The sequence below is a fragment of the Luteibacter sp. genome (assembly GCF_009912395.1).
In the GTDB taxonomy this organism is placed as follows: domain Bacteria; phylum Pseudomonadota; class Gammaproteobacteria; order Xanthomonadales; family Rhodanobacteraceae; genus Luteibacter.
This window is the reverse complement of the sequence record NZ_WNDO01000025.1, coordinates 56,491-70,347: the sequence shown is the minus strand read 5'-3', so window position 1 is coordinate 70,347 and position 13,857 is coordinate 56,491. Positions and strand designations below refer to the sequence as shown.

At 63.7% G+C, this 13,857-nt stretch carries 10 protein-coding genes; 8 read left to right on the top strand and 2 right to left on the bottom strand.

The features are described 5' to 3' along the window. Positions 1 to 8 precede the first annotated feature (8 nt). The 8 genes from GAK28_RS19335 to GAK28_RS19300 all read left to right on the top strand — a co-directional run bounded on the left by GAK28_RS19335 (position 9) and on the right by GAK28_RS19300 (position 5,684). Complete coding sequence (locus tag GAK28_RS19335; protein ID WP_291783202.1) at positions 9 to 1,205, top strand: flagellar hook-basal body complex protein; 1,197 nt, start codon at positions 9 to 11, stop codon at positions 1,203 to 1,205. Continuing rightward, a complete protein-coding gene (locus GAK28_RS19330) occupies positions 1,202 to 1,981 on the top strand; it encodes a FliM/FliN family flagellar motor C-terminal domain-containing protein (RefSeq protein ID WP_291783199.1) in 780 nt (259 codons plus the stop codon). Before GAK28_RS19335 ends, GAK28_RS19330 begins: the two co-directional genes overlap by 4 nt. Before the next feature lie 16 nt (positions 1,982 to 1,997). Further along, positions 1,998 to 2,306 (top strand): FliM/FliN family flagellar motor switch protein, encoded by a 309-nt coding sequence (locus GAK28_RS19325; protein WP_291783196.1) that lies wholly within the window; start codon positions 1,998 to 2,000, stop codon positions 2,304 to 2,306. 5 nt (positions 2,307 to 2,311) lie between these two features. Further along, on the top strand, positions 2,312 to 2,635 hold the full coding sequence (locus tag GAK28_RS19320) for a flagellar biosynthetic protein FliO (protein WP_291783194.1): 324 nt from the start codon (positions 2,312 to 2,314) through the stop codon (positions 2,633 to 2,635). Continuing rightward, the gene (gene fliP, locus GAK28_RS19315; RefSeq protein ID WP_291783193.1) at positions 2,632 to 3,405 is read left to right on the top strand and encodes a flagellar type III secretion system pore protein FliP; all 774 of its coding nucleotides are present in this window, start codon (positions 2,632 to 2,634) and stop codon (positions 3,403 to 3,405) included. The genes GAK28_RS19320 and fliP overlap by 4 nt, the downstream gene beginning before the upstream one ends. Beyond that, entirely contained in the window at positions 3,402 to 4,175 is a 774-nt protein-coding gene (locus GAK28_RS19310) for a sigma-70 family RNA polymerase sigma factor (protein ID WP_291783190.1), read from the top strand. Before fliP ends, GAK28_RS19310 begins: the two co-directional genes overlap by 4 nt. 8 nt (positions 4,176 to 4,183) lie before the next feature. Continuing rightward, positions 4,184 to 4,744 carry a hypothetical protein gene (locus GAK28_RS19305; protein ID WP_291783187.1) on the top strand — a complete coding sequence of 187 codons (561 nt, stop codon included), beginning with the start codon at positions 4,184 to 4,186 and terminating at the stop codon, positions 4,742 to 4,744. A gap of 139 nt (positions 4,745 to 4,883) precedes the next feature. Beyond that, on the top strand, positions 4,884 to 5,684 hold the full coding sequence (locus GAK28_RS19300; RefSeq protein WP_291783185.1) for a hypothetical protein: 801 nt from the start codon (positions 4,884 to 4,886) through the stop codon (positions 5,682 to 5,684). 146 nt (positions 5,685 to 5,830) lie between these two features. On the opposite strand, the gene GAK28_RS19295 is transcribed toward GAK28_RS19300, so the two are convergent. Further along, entirely contained in the window at positions 5,831 to 12,697 is a 6,867-nt protein-coding gene (locus tag GAK28_RS19295; RefSeq protein ID WP_291783182.1) for a beta-1,3-glucanase family protein, read from the bottom strand. A gap of 366 nt (positions 12,698 to 13,063) precedes the next feature. Beyond that, on the bottom strand, positions 13,064 to 13,813 hold the full coding sequence (locus GAK28_RS19290) for a GNAT family protein (protein ID WP_291783178.1): 750 nt from the start codon (positions 13,811 to 13,813) through the stop codon (positions 13,064 to 13,066). Between the last annotated feature and the right edge of the window lie 44 nt (positions 13,814 to 13,857).

Below are 13,857 nucleotides of genomic sequence, written 5' to 3'. Positions count from 1 at the left end.
AATCAGCCGTGCTCGAAAACATCTATGTCGGAATGAGTGGCCTGACCGCGTATTCGAAGGGCCTGCAAACGATCAGCAATAACGTGGCGAACATGAATTCGCCGGGTTTCAAGGCCACGGTGCCCAGCTTCGCCGACCTGTATTTCAGCCCGTCGTTCGCACCGGGTACGAGCGATCATTCCAGCTCGATGCGCTTTGGCACCGGCGTGGAATACGGCTACGCATCGCTGAACTTCCACCAGGGCGAGCTGCGTCCGAGTTCCGGGCAGCTCGACCTTGCCTTGCAGGGCGATGGCTTCCTCGCCGTCGTCGACGACACGGGAACGCATTACATACGAACCGGCCAGTTCACCGCAGGCGACGATGGCTTCATCACCGACAAGGTGACGCATATGAAGCTGGCCGCGCTGGGTGCGAATGGACGCCCTGAAGCCATTTCCCTGGTCGGCAAGACCATAAGCGCGCCCGAGGCGACCACCTCGGTGAGCTTCACGGACAACCTGTCTTCGAGCGCCACCGCCTTCTCGATCCCGAATGTCGAGGTCTATGACGCCGCGGGCGGAAAGCACACGCTGACCGTCGCCTTCAAACCCGACAGCGCCACCTTTCCTGGCCGCTGGGCGGTCACGGTGACGGACGAGAATTCGACCACGGTCGCCGAAGGCCCGTTGCAGTTCCTCGGAGGCATTCCCGAACCGGGCATGGATTCGCTGGACGTGCACCTGGCCGCCGCCGGTACGACGCCACTGAATTTCAAGCTCGACTTCTCCTCGGGCGTGACCAGTTTCTCCTCCGGCAGCACTTCGACCTTGCGCGTCAGCAAAAGCGACGGCCATGCCTCAGGCAGCCTTGCGACCCTGACCGTCGACGATGCCGGCGCGCTGACCATCGGCTATTCCAACGGCAAGAACGCGAAGCTGGGCACGGTGGCGCTGGCCAGGTTCACCGACGAGCAGGCCCTTTACCAGTCGGGCAACGGCCTCTTCGACGCGTCGCATACCGCACCGCCCGCCTATGTCGGCAGCGGTACCGGAGGCGTGGGCAAGCTGGTGTCGGGCCAGCTCGAAAGCTCCAACGTCGACCTGTCCACGGAGTTCGGACGGATGATCCTGATCCAGCGAGGCTTCCAGGCGTCGTCGCAGGTCATCAGCACCGCCAACGAGATGCTCGTGCAGCTTTTCCAGATGCGGGGTAACCAGGGGTGACGCTGCCATACCGCCCCTGGTGGCCAACGTCCGCCGCCGATCTGTCGCGCCTTTGTGCCGCGCTGACAACCATCGTCGACGCATGGCATGCCCGCTGGATCGTCCAGCCGGAACCGCTCGCAAGCTGCAGCGATACGGCGTCAGGCACGTTGGCGGTTCGCCGGTGGCACGACGATGCAGGCGTGGAACTTCGCGTGGTGGAGCGATCCTTCAACCGACTGCTACGGAAGGCGCTCGATCTGCCGACCGGCATGTCGCTGCCACCCGTCGGCCACGCCGCGGACATCGTCGAGGCGTTCTCGGATGCGATGCTCGCCGATCTCGTGACCCGCATCGGCCAGGGCCTGTCGACAAACGGATGGAACGAAGGCGGCCGGGAAGCGGACGACCACGAGCAGGCAAGGCTATCCGTGACGATCGCCCTGGCCGATGACGAGGCATTGCTGCACCTCTTCGTCACGCCCGAATGGATCCGCGACAATCTCCCTCCGGCGACCGTCCACCCGAAAACGCCCACCACGTCGCGACGGTCCGCCCTGGCTGAATCGCGCGTCCGCCTCACTGCGATCGCGGGGTCGTGCGACATCAGCGCCGCCGAGCTCGCGGGACTCGCCGTCGGCGATGTCCTTGTGACCGGCACGTCGCTGGACCAGCCGATGTCGCTCGCGCTGTCCTCGTCGATCGACGGCACGCATACCCCCGTCGCCCAGGCCACGCCGATACGCAGGGAGAGCCGCATGGTCATGGCCGTCACCTCCGTCGAACCCATTCATTGATTCCGGACTACCCACGATGAACGCAGAAATCATGCATCTCGAACTGCCCGAACATGCGCCCAAGAGCGACGCTTCGGCGGCCAAGCGCCTCGATCCGGCCCTATTGAACGATGTACGGGTCAACCTGGACATCCGCCTGGGCACGCGCGAGATCCCGGTGCGGGAACTCATGGCCCTCCAGGCTGGAAGCCTGGTGGAGATGGATCGCGCCCCGCACGACGACGTGGATATCCTGCTTAACGGCCAGGTGGTGGCACACGGCCAGATGGTCGCTGTCGGCGATCACTTCGGCATCCGGGTCACGGCGATCCGCTCGGAGGACTGAACCGCGTGCCGTGCCTCATCATCGCGCAGGCAGCGGCGCTGCCGCTGTCCAACGGCATCGACTACGTACGGGTGATCCTTTCCCTCGTACTTTGCCTTGCCCTCGGCGTCGGCATGGCCTTTCTGGCCCGCCGCATCCACCGACACCGGGTAACCGGCGCCACGCCGAACCTGCGCGTGCTGGAAAGCATTCGCATCGATACGCGCAGTGCGGTTCATGTGGTCCGCTACGGTCACACGCACGTGCTCGTCACCACGCATCCAGCCGGTATCGCCGTCACGCCGGTCGAGGCACCCAGCGGCACGCCGACCACGGAAGATGCGCCATGATGCGTCGCCTGCTTCGCCCGCTGGGACTGCTCCTGGTCGGCCTGACCCTCTTGCTTTGCTCGCTGTGCGTCGCCCACGCGACGGGAACCACGCCCACGATGCCGGCACCGGCCAACGGTCCGTTCGACATCAACGACCTCGATGCGGGATCGAACACCGTGCGCATGGCCACGATGCTCACCCTCCTGAGCTTCGTGCCCGCGCTCGTGGTCTCCATGACTGCGTTCATCCGCATCGTCATCGTGCTTTCCATGATCCGTCACGCCTTTGGCATGCCGGAAACACCGCCGACGCCGGTGCTGATCAGCCTGGGTCTGTTTCTTACGGTGTTCGCGATGCTGCCCACGCTGGAGAAGATTCAGACCGATGCCCTTGGCCCCTATATGGAAGGCAAGGTCAATGTGACCGTGGCGGCCACGAAGGCCAGCGTGCCTCTTCGCGATTTCATGCTCAGGCAGGTTCGCCAGGATGAACTGAAGACCATGTACGACCTGTCGGGAAAGCCGCTTCCGACGTCGCCCTCCGAGGTCGGGCTGCTTCAGCTCACGCCCGCCTTCATCCTCAACGAGCTACGTGTCGCGTTCCAGATCGGCTTCGTCGTCCTGCTGCCCTTCCTGCTCATTGACCTCGTAGTCTCCAGCGTGCTTCTGTCCCTGGGCATGCTGATGGTGCCGCCGGCGACGATCTCGTTGCCACTCAAGGTACTCATGTTCGTCCTCGTGGATGGATGGAGCCTGATCCTCCAGGGCGTGCTAAGTAGCTTCAGATGACCGGGAGCCAGGCCGGTTCACTGGATATCGCCGGAGCGGCCGACGCGGATGATGCGCCGGACGAACTTCTTGCGCAGTGGATCGCCTTGCGTGAAAGCCATGCCAGCGAGGCGCGCGAAGCCATCTTCGTGCATTACATGGGTTATGCGCGATCCATCGCCGCGTCTTTTATGGCGACGAAGGTGGCCCGATCCGCTGAATACGACGATATTCTCCAACTGGCCTACATCGGCCTCATCGAATCGATCGGCCGCTTCGATCCGTCACGTGGCGTGCGCTTCACGACGTTCTGCACGCCACGAATACGAGGCGCCATTCTCAACGGTCTCGAAAACCTCAGCGAAACCCAGGAGCAACTCTCCTTTGACCGCCGTCGCAAGGCCGACCGACTGGATTCGCTTCGTGGCGAACGACGTGGACTTCAGCGACTGCAGACCCTGGGTGAGCTGACGGCCGGGCTGGCGATTGGCTTCATGCTTGAAGGTACCGGCATGTTCGTGCCATCGGAAAGCCAGCCGTCACCTTACGCGGACAGCTACGAGACAGCCGAATGGCAGCATCTCGGACATCGCCTGAGCGAGGCCATGACGAAGCTCTCGCCCAATGAGCTGAAAGTCATCTCGTTCCATTACTTCAACGCGATCGCGTTCGAACAAATTGCCACGCTTCTCGGCCTCAGCAAAGGCCGCATATCGCAATTGCATCGTACTGGCCTCGGCAAGCTTCGCGAGGCCCTTCCGCCCGACACCACCTTGCAGATCACCGGATAGCACCTGCCATGGCCGACATGCACCCCATATCCTGCGACCAGGACACTCTCGACACGCTGGCCGTATCCGTCACCCAGGATCCACCGAACCGCGCGCTGGAACTGCTCGACCAAGCCCTTGAACGGTACCCACGCGATGCGCGGATCCTGCTGCTTCGAGGTTCGATCTACGCCAGCATCCGGGATACCGTCCATGCGCGCGCGGATTTCACGCGGGCGATGATTTTGTCCCCCGCCCTGGAAGAAGCGCGCCTGATGCTCGGCCAACTCGAATACGACGAAGGCATGGTGGATGAAGCCCGCGCCGTCTGGTCCAGCTTCCTGTCAGATACCAACCCGCGAACGGCGGTGACCCTGGTCGGCCAGGCGATGGTATGCCTGCTCGATGGCCTGGCGGAGCCCGCCGAAAATCACCTGCGTGATGCGCTGCTCGCTTCGCCCAGCGAGGCCATACGCACCTATATCGAGCAATTACTGGGCAGACTCGATACCCGGGATGCTGGTGGCGTGGGCGATGGCCCATCGCACTATCTCTTGTCCGACTATCTTTCCAGCCAGTCCAGGCACTGACTACCCCTTTTTTCAGACTAATCCTATGCGCACTCTGTGATGCGATTCTCGCTCATGCGCATCGGTGGGCGACGCTTCTGGCCGACCTCCCGTCCAACTGATTACATGCAGATGTTTTCCGTTCGACGAGGTTTATCTCATGGCCATCCTATTGCGTCGCCGTGATTTTGCTCCGCTGCATACGTCCTGCGCGCACCCCGCCTGTCAACGCGAGCTGACGGGTGGGGCCTGGTTTCTCGATCACGATGGAGACGTGCGTACATTCCATACGATCTGCGCCCAGGAGACCATGGGATATCCCTCGTTCCAGGAGCAGCGTCGCCACGTTCCCGACCTGACCACCCACGATCACTCGCATCGTGACGTGGATGCGATGGATGTCATTGTATCCGAGGGCGATGAGGCACCCTGTACGAAGAGCATGGGCGAGCGACGCCGTCAGAACGCCCTGAACTATCTCGCGCTTCGCTGCTCGACGCTGGCCGAGCTGCCCCATATCCACCCCGTGGTCGGCGCCGATGCCTCATTGCATGAAATCCACGGCAGTTATGTCACTCGTGGTTCGTTGATTGCCGGGGAAATCAGCACCGTTCTCGACATCGAAGGCACCGCTCAACAGGCCTCGCCGTTATTGGCGCGGAACAACTTGATGAACGTCTACACCGCTTATTACCAGCTCAAGTGCAAGCGGCGTGACATCGCTTTTCATCGGATAGATGCCATGGCATGCCCGCTGCCCAATCCAGTTGCGCAGGAAAAACGGGTGGCCATGCTCGATGCCAGCCTTTCCTTCATGGACAGCATAAGCCGGCAGTTGCTTCGGAAGCTTTGCCTGACACCGAAGCAGCTTTTCAGGTTGAATCTTTCGCTCCCGGTCGATGCCTTTCCTCCAAGGATGGTCTATGCCTCCCGCTCGTGGGGGCGCGGACTTGCCATGTAGGAGCGCGCTTGCGCGCGATCCGCGGTAGCGGCAACCCGGCCCGCTGCCGCGGATCGCGCGCAAGCGCGCTCCTACAGTGGTGTAAAAAAAAGGGCGGTGGATCGCTCCACCGCCCTCTTCGTTTCTCTTACGTCACTTGCTCGTGCTTACCAACCGATACCGAGTTCCAGGTGCTCGGGCTGACCGTCGATCAGCGACGAGCTTTCGTTCTCGGTGTCATCGTAGGAGAAGCCATAGGCCTTTCCGCCGATGTTGTGGTTGTGCCAGAAGCGCGAGTAGTAGTTCGACGGCGCCTGCAGGTAGAACTGCGACGGGTCGTTCCACGCGGTCACGTCTTCCGCCACGTGGCGGTTGAAGGCACCGCACAGCTGGGCTTCCAGCTGCGTGAGGATGCCCCACGGATCGGCCTTTCCGGTCAACGCATCGATACCATTCGCCAGCGCGCCCTTGCCTTCCAGCACGTCCTGCGTGTTGGGCATGGCGATGGAGAACGTCGTACCCTGGGCCTCGCCCGGCTGGGCGCTGTCGGCCCAGTTGGTGTGGTTCAGGGTCAGGACGCCGTTGGCCACGGTGCCGTCGAACTGCATCGCGCCATCCACCATGTGCAGGTTATGCGTCTGGTAGTAGGTCCACACTTGCTGGATATAGGCGTCGAAGTAGTTCGCCTGCGCCTGGCCGGCGTTGAAGGCACCCTTGCCCGGCGCGATGATGCGGAGCGGGTTCGGATCGGCGAGACGGAATTCCGCGGGCACTTCCTGGTTGTATTCGCCCAGGATCTGCGCACGGCTCTCCGTGATACCACCGCTCTGGTGGCTGGTCTTGTTGTCACCGTACAGGTCTTCGGTCAACGGAATGCCGAACTGGTCCACCTGCGTGGTGTTGAACCACATGCCATTGCTGCCCCACGTGAACTCGTACCAGTCGAAGCGGATGTTGGTATTCGGATCGGTCGGATTGTTGAGATCCGGACCGGCGAAGCCCAACGTGCCATCGGCCGCCATCACGTTCTTCATGTAGAGCGGCTTACCGAGCGACACGAAGATACGACCGGCGAACACCATCGGAATCTTGAGCAGCTTCGATTGCGCGAGGGTGAACGAATAGTTCGGGAACGTATCGCCGTTCTTGGTGAGATGACCCGGGCCGGTGTTGTCGTTGACCGACATCGCCACGATGGTGCCGTCCGGCTTGAGCCACGAGTACGCGTTGTTGTTGTTCGGGTCCTTCGCGATGACTTCGACGTAGATCTGGTCGTCGCTCCACACGCCGTTGGTCAGGTTGCGCAGCTGGGCGCCCACGAAGCCCGGGAAGACATCGTAGTTGAAACCCTGCGACGGATCGTTCGAGCCGCTGCCGGTGCCACCGCTCGTGCCAGTGCCCGTCTGGGTGCCGGTGCCCTGGTCACCCGTGCCTTGCGACGCCGCCGCGACGGTGAGCACCGCCGGGTTGCTGGTCACGCTCTGGCCGAGGCCATTGGTCACCACCACGTCGTAGTTGCCGGCGTCCGTCGTGGCCACCACCTTGGTGTAGGTCGCCTGGGTCGCACCCGGGATGTTCACGCCGTTGAAGCGCCACTGGTACGCCGGCTGTCCGCTGGCCTTGACGCTGACCGTGAACGTCGCCGTCTGGCCAGCCGTGAGGGCCTGAGCGGACGGCTGGGTCACGAACTGCGGGGTGACCGGATTGTACACCTCGAACTCCCACAACGACACGCCATAACCGGCCGTGTTCTTCGCCAGGCTATGCATGCGAACGTAGCGTGCGGTCTGCGCCGGGAAATCGACGCGTTCCACGCCACCCTGGCCCGCGAACGGCTGCGCCGTCACCGGCTGCCAGTCGTTGTCATTGCCGGTGTTGGACACCTCGATGTTGTGCGACGTCGAGTAGGCATTCTCCCAACGCAGGATCACGTGGTCGAAGGTCTGCGGCGAACCGAGGTCGAGCGCGATCCAGGCTTCCGGATCGAACGACGAACCCCAGCGCGTGGTGAAGTCGCCATCGACGGCGTTGGCAGGACCGAGGTACTGGTCGCTTTCGTTCTTCAGCGACGTGGCCTTGGCGTGCAGTGCGACGTTGACGCCGTTCTGGCCGTCACCCGGCGTACCCGGATTATCCGAGTTGCCCGTGCCGTTGTTGCCCTGGTTGCCGCCGGTGTTCTGCGGCGGGGTTTCCCACGACGGCAGGTCGAAGCCGCTGTTGGAGTTGTCCACCGTCAGCTGCACCGTGGTGCTGAGCGTGGCGATACCCTGGGCGTTGGTCACCTTCACCTGGTACTGCGCGGTGTTGTCCGCCGAGGTCAGGGCCGGCGTGGCGTAGGTGCCGTCGTAGGTCACCGACACGGAGTCGCCGTTCTTGAACCACTCGTAGGTCATCTGGCCCGTGCCAGTGGCCGCCACGGCGAAGTGCGCCGAACGTCCCACGCCAGCGGTCTGTGCCGTCGGCTGCGTCGAGATCACCGGCGCCGCGAGCGGAGCCGCCGAACCGGACACGCAGATGGCATTGCCCGGATAGTTCTCGGCAAGCTGCGGGGTGACGTCACCGGAACGACTCACCATCAACGCCTTGTCGGCATCGCCCGGGTCGTTGTCGGAGGTCCAGGTGGACCAGTCTTCCGGGAACGCGTTGGTCGACAGGTTCTTGCCCGTGATGGCCAGTGCTTCGGCCGCCGACGGAATGCGGGCATTCACCTTGCCGCAATCGCCGATCGCATTGGACCGCTTGTATTGCGCGCCCTGGTCGGCAAAGCCGCGCTCGTGGCGCTCCCAGGTCAGGCCGCTCAGCGTATCGGTGACATGGTTGTCGTCGATGACGTTGAAGCGGTCGTTCGTGCTGCAGCAGCTGGGCGTGTTGTACACCTCGAACTCATACATCGAGTAGCCGTACTGCGTGCCACGCTTCACGCCCTGCATGCGGACATAGCGGCCGGTCACCGGCTGCGGGAAGCTCAGATCGTCCGTACCACCGACGCCCGTCGAGTTCTCCAGCACGTCGGTAAAGCCCGTGTCCTTGTCGTTCGACACCTGGATCTTGTAGTCGGCGCCATAGGCGGCTTCCCACTTGATCACGACATGATCGAAGGTCTGCACGGCACCCAGGTCCACTTCGAACCAGGCGGCGTCGCTCTTGGCCGGATCGGAATCCTGCTCCGATGCCCAGCGCGTCGTGCCATCGCCATCGACGGCAAACGAGGACGGCGTACCGTTCGCGTCCTGCACACCGCTAGCGTAGGTCACCTTTTCACGCGCCAGGTTGGCACCCGGGGGAGCCAGGGTCAGCTGCGCCACATTGCTGGTCGCCGCCGACGCGTCGCCCAGGATGTTGGTCACGATGACCTGGTACCCACCCACGTCGGTCTGGCTGACAGCGGGAATCGTGAGCGTCGGCGAATCCGTACCGACGGCCAGGTCTCCATGCTTCCACTGGTAGTGGAACGGCGCGGAGCCGGTCACGCTTGCCGTGAACGAGGCAGACTGGCCGAGGTTGGCGCGGACATCGCCCAGGGACGTGGTGAACACCGGCGGACGGGCCGCATTCACGGTCAGCGCCACGGGACCCGAGGTCGCCGGAGCCACCGGGTTATCCACTTCGACCGAGAAGTTCGCCGCGTCCGAAGCCTGCGCCGCGGAGATGTCATACGACGGGCCATCCGCACCCACGATCTGCGTTCCGTTGCGGAACCACTTGTAGCTCAGCTTCGGGGAACCACCGGCAGCGACCTGGAAATGCACGGGCTGGCCGGCATCCACGGTCACGGCCTGCAACGGCTGCGTGATGGTCACGGCCTGCGCCGGGAACACGTGCAGCGTGGCGGGTGCCGAGTCCGGCGTGTCGCCGAGGCCGTTGTGCGCAGCCACCGTGTAGGTCGAGCCATCGTCACCCAGTTGGGTAGGCGGCGTGTCGTAGGCCGACGTCGTGGCGCCATCGATGACCACACCGTTCTTCTTCCAGGTGAAGGTCATCGGCTGGGCACCGGATACCGCCGCTTCGAAATGACCGCTGCTACCCACGGTGACCGAATCGTCCTGCGGAGTCGCGATCAGCGACGGCGGACCCGCCGGCGTCGACGGCTGCTGCACCGACGAGATCTGGAATGTCGCCGAACCCGGCAACATGCCCGCGGCGGTCGCGGTGACCGTCACCTGGCCCGGCGTGAACTTCGTGCGCAGCGCAATCTTCTGCAAACCGCCCTCGAACTTCAGCTCAGGATTGCCGGGCGCGTGGTAGCCATGGATCGGCTCCTGCGAACCATCGGAGTTGGTCGTCGAACCGGCAGACCAGTCCACCAGCTGCTGCGTGCCACCCTGGTAGGTCACCAGCGAATCGCCCGTGGTCACGGCGAAGGTGACGTTGACGTCGCCATCGACGGGTACGAGCACGTTGTTGGCATCGAGCACGCGGGCTTCGATGAACGCGGCGTCGGAACCGTTGGCGGTGACGGCGAACGAGCTGCCATCCGGCTTCGTCAGCGCCACGTCGGGCACCACGGTGAGCAGGATGTGGTCCGGCTTGCCGGCCGTGGTCAGCACGTCCTCCACCGGCTGGCCGTTGGCATCCTGCACCACGTTGCCGTCGGTGCCGATGCACTGCAGCTTGGCGGTACCGGCCTGCCAGGTCACATCCCAGTGCACCTGCTGGGGCAGCTTGGTCGTGGCGGCAGCCTGGGCCACGTTCTGCATCTTGCCCGTGGTCTCGCTGGGACCGTTCGGATCGCCCGCGTTGCCATTGACGAGGTTGTACGAGGCCTGGTCGATGCTGGTCCAGTCGTTCGGCTGCTGGTCGGTACCCTGCTGCACGTCGTTGACGAGCAGGCGTGCCGCCGGGCAGTTGGTGAAGCCGCTCACGCGAATATCACCCGAGCGGTTCCAGGTGTTGGCCAACTTCACCACGGGCTGCAGCTGGAACGGCGTCCAGAGCGCGTCGTAGATGTAGTAGATCATCTTCGGGAAGCGATTCTGGTCGACCATGGAGTCGCCCAACGAACGCACGTTATGCGCGAAGTTCTTGATCTTCGTACCGTCGGGATACGTCGCGATGGGCTGGTTCGGATCGCCGTTGATGTGCTGGTAGACCCAGTGCGTTGGGTCTTCCGTGCCTTCGTCGAAGTTGCCGGTTTCACCCGGGGTATCGGCGAAGTACCACTGGGCCATGCCGAAGGTGCCCACGCTGCGCGCCTGCGAGTAAGGCACCAGGTAGTTGAGCGCCATGGCGAGCTGCGCGTCGTAGGCCTGGCGCTGGGAACCGATGCCCCAGTACTCGGCGCCCCAGACGGGCAAGTTCTTGAAAGCGCCCGCCTTCATCGATGTTTCGCAGCCGGCCTTGCTGCAGCTAAACAGGTCGCCATTGAGAATGGGCTGACCGGTCACCGGATCCGTCGCGCCGCTGCGATCCGATGCCGCGCGAGGAGCGATGTCGTCCCACTTCGCGGCCAGCGCACGCAATTCCAGCGCGAAGGAGTTGAGGATCGAGCCGTTGTCGGTTTCCCAGGCGAGAATCGACGGATGACTGCGATCGCGGATCACCATGTCGCGATGCACTTCGCGCTTGACGTTGCGCATGTACAGACACTGCGACACCGCGGTGGCGTCACCCTTGGACGCGCACTCCTTGTCAAAGCCGCCTTCGCCGTCGCCGCTGGGCTGGATGATGAACACACCCAGCGCGTCGGCGGCGTCCACGAACTCGGGGCTCGACGAGGAATGGCCCGGACGCCACATGTTGCCGCCACCGGCGGCAAACAGCTGCAGATCGCGCCACTGCTGTTCTTCCGGCACCGACGAACCCAGCGCGGGGTAGTCGTAGCGACCGGAAGCGCCATCGGCGCGAATGCGCTCGCCGTTGACGTAGGGATAGCTCTTGTCCCAGGTGATCGTGCGGATGCCGAGGGTGCTCTGCTTGGCATCCACGATGGCACCGTCGATGCTGACGATATGGAACACCTTGTACATGTACGGACGCGGGCGGCCCGTGTCGCCAGCACGCGGCACGTTGTGCAGGCTGCCGTTCGGCCACCACAGATGCAGGTCGCCACCCGACACCGTCAGGTGCTGGTCGAACACCGGCGTGACGTCGCTCGGTGCCTGGTGCGGTGCCAGCTCCTGCTGCTGATCGCTGGCCACCACCTTGCCATTCTCGTCCACGATCTGCGTGGTGAGGGTAACCGTCTTCGGCACGTCGGAATCGTTGACGACGTTGGTCTGAACGTCGATCACCGCCGACTGGTTGTTCTGACCGAGACTCTGGGTGCCGACGTAGGTACCCCAGGTGTTCTGGCCTTCGTACACGTTCTCCGGGATGTGCACGAGATTGGTCACGTGCAGCTTCACCGGACGGAAGATACCCGCCTCGGACTGGCCGAAGCGGAACGCGCCGCCGAAGCCCGGATCCTCGAAGATATCGCCGCCGTCACGCTCGACCTTGACCGCGATGACGTCGGTGCCGTCGTAGCGCAGGTAGGGCGTCAGGTCCACGATGTGGGGGATGAAACCGTAGACGTGGGTCGCGTTGGCGTTGGGCTGGTTCGGCTGATTGAGTGCGCCAGTGCCCGGGACGAACGTGCCGTTGACGTAGACACGGTCACCCGTGTGCACGCCTTCGAATTCGAGCATCACCTTCTTGCCACGGTACGACGCCGAATCGGTCAGTACCTTGCGGTACCAGCTGAGGCTACCGTCCAGACTGCCCTGGCCACCGCCGGACTCCTGGTTGATAAAGGTGGTGAAGTCGTTGGCCGCGTGCGGCAGACCGACGGTCAGCCACTTGCTGTCGTCGAGATTGACGGCCGCACCGTCATCCCCGTTGGGAAGCGGTGCATAGACGGTGGGATCGTTCGGATTGACGGTCGCCTGCTTGGTGTACTTCCACGGCGTGGCGCCGATATTGATGTCCTGGCGATCCGACGGCGCCAGGGTCACGGCCTGGGCCGTGACCGTCGCGCCGAGGAGCGCCATGGCGATGAAGGCGGATAGCCTCCGTCGCCCGGGGCTACCCGGGGGAGATGCGGGGTGACTCTTCATGGGGCGTTGGTTCCCTGGTTGAAGTCGCTGGAAGACAACGCCCGCCCCAGGTCCGGGCATGGCCGGAGGCCGTCGCCGTCGGTGTCCGGACGGATGTGACGGCAGATCCCTGTTTGCGCGTCTGCATACTCCCACCACTGGAACGGACGAGGGCACCGGAACGCTGTCGCGGCGGAGGGTAGGCATACCTCGTCATCACGACATACCCACTCAGGGGTAGGCGATACCACGTCGGTCCATCGCGTCTTCCGTTCCTTGAACTTCCCCGCACAACGGATGCATCGCGCGTAATCGTCCTATACGTCGGCCCTCGCCTTCATCACGCTGCACGCCAGGCACGAGTTTCTGCGAGACGACACGAACACCTCAGGAACTTGCCTGCGTGGCGGAGCCGGTCATGTCGCTGGTTTCCTTCCGGATATCCGCGAGGGGTCGCCGCTGCGCGCCGGACGCATCGAAATTATCCTCGGACAGCCATTGGACGAATCCCGCGCGCACGGCTTGCCATTCCCCGTCGATCACCGAGTACCACGCGGTATCCCGGCTGCGCCCCTTGTAGACGATGGCCTGCCGAAAGACGCCTTCGAACTGGAAGCCGAGACGAAGGGCGGCATCACGCGACGGCCCGTTGAGGCTGTCGCACTTCCATTCATAGCGACGGTAACCCAGGGTATCGAAGACGTAGGCCATGAGCAGGTACTGCGCTTCGGTGGAGATCGGCGTCCGCCTGAGGGATGGCGAGAACACCACGTTGCCTACCTCGACGACACCGTGGGCGGGATCGATCCGCATGAGCGACAACGTACCCAGCGCCTTGCCGCTGTACCGGTCGACCACCGCGTAGTGCAGCGGATCCTCGCTGGTCGCCGCCTGCGCCAGGTAATGAGCGAACGCCGCCGCATCATCGAAGGGGCCCACGGCAAGATAGGTCCAGCCACTGGCATCCATGGCCTGTGAGTGGGCATGCCATAGATCGGCGCCGTGCCGTGCCGGGTCCAAGGGTTCGAGACGGCAGTGGCGTCCCTCCAGGACAACGCGTGCGGGCCGTGCCCGGGGTTGCCACGCGGCCATCGATTCGCCAATGGGTTGCCCGAAGGCGTTCAGACGGGGGGCCATGGATATCTCCAGAGGAAAGGACCATGCCAGCCTAGGCGTCGCTG

What these genes read in the sequence shown, in the direction of transcription:
- GAK28_RS19300 (WP_291783185.1), top strand. Translation starts at nt 4,884, where the DNA reads ATGGCCATCCTATTGCGTCGCCGTGATTTTGCTCCGCTGCATACGTCC.
- fliP (WP_291783193.1), top strand. Translation starts at nt 2,632, where the DNA reads ATGATGCGTCGCCTGCTTCGCCCGCTGGGACTGCTCCTGGTCGGCCTG.
- GAK28_RS19310 (WP_291783190.1), top strand. Translation starts at nt 3,402, where the DNA reads ATGACCGGGAGCCAGGCCGGTTCACTGGATATCGCCGGAGCGGCCGAC.
- GAK28_RS19290 (WP_291783178.1), bottom strand. Translation starts at nt 13,813, where the DNA reads ATGGCCCCCCGTCTGAACGCCTTCGGGCAACCCATTGGCGAATCGATG.
- GAK28_RS19325 (WP_291783196.1), top strand. Translation starts at nt 1,998, where the DNA reads ATGAACGCAGAAATCATGCATCTCGAACTGCCCGAACATGCGCCCAAG.
- GAK28_RS19295 (WP_291783182.1), bottom strand. Translation starts at nt 12,697, where the DNA reads ATGAAGAGTCACCCCGCATCTCCCCCGGGTAGCCCCGGGCGACGGAGG.
- GAK28_RS19305 (WP_291783187.1), top strand. Translation starts at nt 4,184, where the DNA reads ATGGCCGACATGCACCCCATATCCTGCGACCAGGACACTCTCGACACG.